We start from the raw sequence: 3,523 nt of genomic DNA, 5'->3' as shown, positions 1-3,523 counted from the left end.
CCCCCGGCTAGTATGGCCGGGAGTTCCTAAAGAAAGCATTACAGCCTTGAGATGGGTCGCAGTCAGTCCCCCCGCGCGTCATCCGCGAATCAGTTCGGTGGATGTCGGAAGCGTCGATCCCCGGCTTTTTGCCGGGCGATGGATTGACGCGAATAACAACCTCCCGGGGAATACCATTGACCGATCGCTCGGCGCCCTTCCTCGGGCGCATCGTGCGCTGCGTTATCTGGCGGCACTTGGCATGATCGCCTGTTCCTCCGGCTGCGTCCTGACCCAGGATCTACCCGATCCCGCCCTCGACATCCCCCGGGGCTACAAATCCGCCGGACCGTTGGTGCCGGACGCGCCGCCGCCGCTCGACTGGTGGCGCGGCTTCCGCTCGGGCGAACTGACGGATCTGATGGAGGAAGCCCAGAAGGTCAATCTCGACATCGCCGCGGCCGTCGCACGCTTCGTTCAGGCCGATGCGCAGGCGCGAATCGCGGGCGCCGCGCTGTTGCCGACCCTGAGCGCGAGCGGCCCAGGCAACCTGGCGCAGGAGAGCTATTCCAGGGTCTCAGGCTCCAGCCTCAATGGTCTGTCCACCGGCGGACGTGAGGTCGTCAACTATAATACCGCATTGAGCGCCAGCTATATACTCGATTTCTGGGGCCAGAACCGCGATGCGTTGCAGGCCGCCGACGAAACCGCGGTCGCCAACCGGTTTGATCGCGACGTCGTGGCGCTCACTACCCTCACCAGCGTCGCCAACGCCTATTTTCAGGTGCTGGCCTCGCAGGACCGGATCCGGACTGCCGAGCGCAATATCGCCAGCGCCACGCGCATCCTCGATGCGATCAGGCAGCGGTTCAAGGCCGGCACTGGGACTGACCTCGATGTGGCGCAACAGGAAAGCGTGCTCGCCAACCAGCGCGCCGCCGTACCGCCGCTGCGGCAGACGCTGGATCAGAATATCAACGCGCTGGCGCTGTTGGTCTCGCGGCCGCCGGAAAGCCTGCACGTCACCGGCGGTTCGATGGATCAGATTGTCACGCCGCGCGTCGCGCCCGGCCTGCCGTCCGAGTTGCTGACGCAGCGGCCGGACATCAGGCGCCAGGAGGCGCAGCTGGCATCAGCCACCGCCAATGTCGGCAGCGCCCGCGCGCAATTCTTTCCCAGCATTCAATTGACCGGAGGCGGGGGCTATCAAAGTTCGGCGTTGACATCGCTGATCCAGCCTCACGCGGCGTTCTTCAATCTGGTCGCCAGCGTCAATCAACCGATTTTCGATGGTGGGGCCATCCTGGGCAATTTTGAACTGAGCAAGGCCAAACAGGACGAATTGCTGCAGGACTACCGCAAGGCGGTGGTCTCGGCATTTTCCGATGTCGACAACGCGCTGGTGTCGGTCAAGCAGACCACCGAGAAGCTGCGGTTGCAGGGCGTAGTGGTGGCAGCATCGCTGCGTGCCTTTCAGTTGTCCGAGCAGCAGCTTCGGGCCGGGACGGCTGACATCGTGACCGTGCTGAACACGCAATTGACGCTATTTCAGGCCGAAGACGCGCTGTGGCAGGCCAAACTGGCGCGGCTGCTGGCGTTTGTCAGCCTTTACCAGGCCTTGGGGGGCGGCTGGGAGCCCAGAACGGAGAAGCCGGTCAATGCTCTTTAAACCGGATTTGAAAGAAACCGAGCCGGCGGCCGGCGCGCGCGTCGCTTCGCGCGGGCGCGGCCGGCTGGCAGCGACGGCGGTCACGCTTCTGATCCTGGGCGGTCTTGGCTACTTCGGCTGGACCGCGTTCCAGCAGAAGCAGGCAGCGAACCGCGTGCGTCCGGATCTCGCGGTGCCGGTGCTGGCGGCAACTCCGCGCATCCAGGATGTACCGGTCTATCTCGATGGCGTCGGCGCGGTGCGCGCGCTGAACACCGTGACGGTGCGCTCGCAGGTCGATGGCAAATTGATCGCGGTCAATTTTATCGAAGGACAGGACGTCAGGAAGGGCGATGTGCTCGGCGAGATCGATCCGGTGATCTACAAGGCACAGTACGATCAGGCCGTCGCCAAGAAAGCCCAGGATGAAGCGCAACTGGCCAATCAGCGCCTCGACTTGATCCGCTACCAGCAACTGGCGGCTGCCAACGCCGGCTCCAAGCAGCAGGCCGATACCCAGCGCGCCGTGGTCGCCCAACAGGAGGCGCTGGTCAATTCCGACCAGGCGGCGATCGACAACGCGCAGGCAACGCTGTCCTATACCAAGATCATCGCGCCTTTGTCGGGCCGGACCGGTCTGCGGCAGGTCGATCAGGGCAACATCATTCACGCAACAGATGCCACGGGACTGGCCATCATCACCCAGCTGCAGCCGATCGCGGTGCAGTTCAGCCTGCCGCAGCAGCAGATCGTGCGGGTCAACGCCGCGTCCGCCAAGGGCGCGTTGGCGGTCGATGTGTTCGGCAATGACGGGGTGACGGTGGTCGATACCGGCACGCTCAAAGGCATCGATAATCAGGTGGACCCGACCACCGGCACCCTCAAGCTCAAGGCGGAATTTCCCAATGCCGGTTTTCAGCTATGGCCCGGACAGTTCGTCAATGTGCGGCTCAAGGTCGACACCTTGATGCAGGCGCTGGTGGTGCCGACCTCGGCGGTGCAGCGTGGACCTGCGGGGACCTTCAGCTACGTCATCGGCGACGACAACGCCGCAGCGGCAAAACCGGTCGTGGTGACGCAGCAGAACGAGAACGACGCCGTCATCGCCAGCGGATTGTCGCCGTCCGATCGGGTGGTGACCACAGGTTTCGCCAACCTGTCCGATGGCGCCAGGGTCATTGTCGGCAACGATGCGCAGACGCCGACAGCCGATCTCGCACCGCATAAGCGACGCAGCAGCAGGGATGTCCAGGGCAGGGACGGCCAGGGCAGGGACAGCCAAGACAGGGACGGTCAAGGCGAACACCGCGGCAAGCGGGGCGAGCGCGGGCAGGGCGAGCATAAGTGGCATTCCGAACCCGCGCAGGGAGGCGAGCCGTCGGCCAGCGTGGCGAAGTCGCAGCCATGACCCCGGAACCCGCACCTTGAATGTTGACTTCGCAGTCATGAGCACGCACCCATGAGCGTCTCTGAACCGTTCATCCGCCGTCCGATCGCGACCTCGCTGCTGGGAATCGCGCTTTTGATTGGCGGCGCGCTGGGTTACTGGGCGTTGCCGGTATCGGCGCTGCCGCAGGTCGACTTCCCGACGGTGCAGGTGACGACGCAATTGCCGGGCGCCAGTCCCGATGTGATCGCCTCGCTGATCACGGCACCGCTGGAGCGACAGCTGGGACAGATTCCCTCGCTGTCGTCGATGACATCGACCAGTTCGTTCGGCGTCAGCCAGATTTCGCTGCAGTTCGATCTCAATCGCGACATCGACGGCGCCACCCAGGACGTCCAGGCCGCGATCAACGCCGCCGCGGGGGTGCTGCCGAAAACCCTGCCGTATCCGCCGACCTATGCCAAGGTCAATCCCGCCGATGCGCCGGTGCTGACGCTGGCGCTGACCTC

3 protein-coding genes are annotated in these 3,523 nt (G+C 64.5%); all 3 read left to right on the top strand.

All coding sequences use genetic code 11. The features are described 5' to 3' along the window. Positions 1 to 241 precede the first annotated feature (241 nt). Entirely contained in the window at positions 242 to 1,648 is a 1,407-nt protein-coding gene (locus ABSG20_RS32550) for an efflux transporter outer membrane subunit (RefSeq protein WP_423868553.1), read from the top strand. Continuing rightward, positions 1,638 to 3,035: an efflux RND transporter periplasmic adaptor subunit gene (locus ABSG20_RS32545; protein ID WP_423868552.1), complete on the top strand. Its 1,398-nt coding sequence runs from the start codon at positions 1,638 to 1,640 to the stop codon at positions 3,033 to 3,035. The genes ABSG20_RS32550 and ABSG20_RS32545 overlap by 11 nt, the downstream gene beginning before the upstream one ends. A 51-nt stretch (positions 3,036 to 3,086) precedes the next feature. Next, on the top strand, positions 3,087 to 3,523 hold a 437-nt coding region (locus ABSG20_RS32540; protein WP_423868551.1), incomplete at its 3' end, for an efflux RND transporter permease subunit.

It is taken from the genome of Bradyrhizobium sp., assembly GCF_049512235.1.
Classification (GTDB): Bacteria; Pseudomonadota; Alphaproteobacteria; order Rhizobiales; family Xanthobacteraceae; genus Bradyrhizobium.
This window is presented reverse-complemented; position numbering and strand designations above follow the sequence as displayed.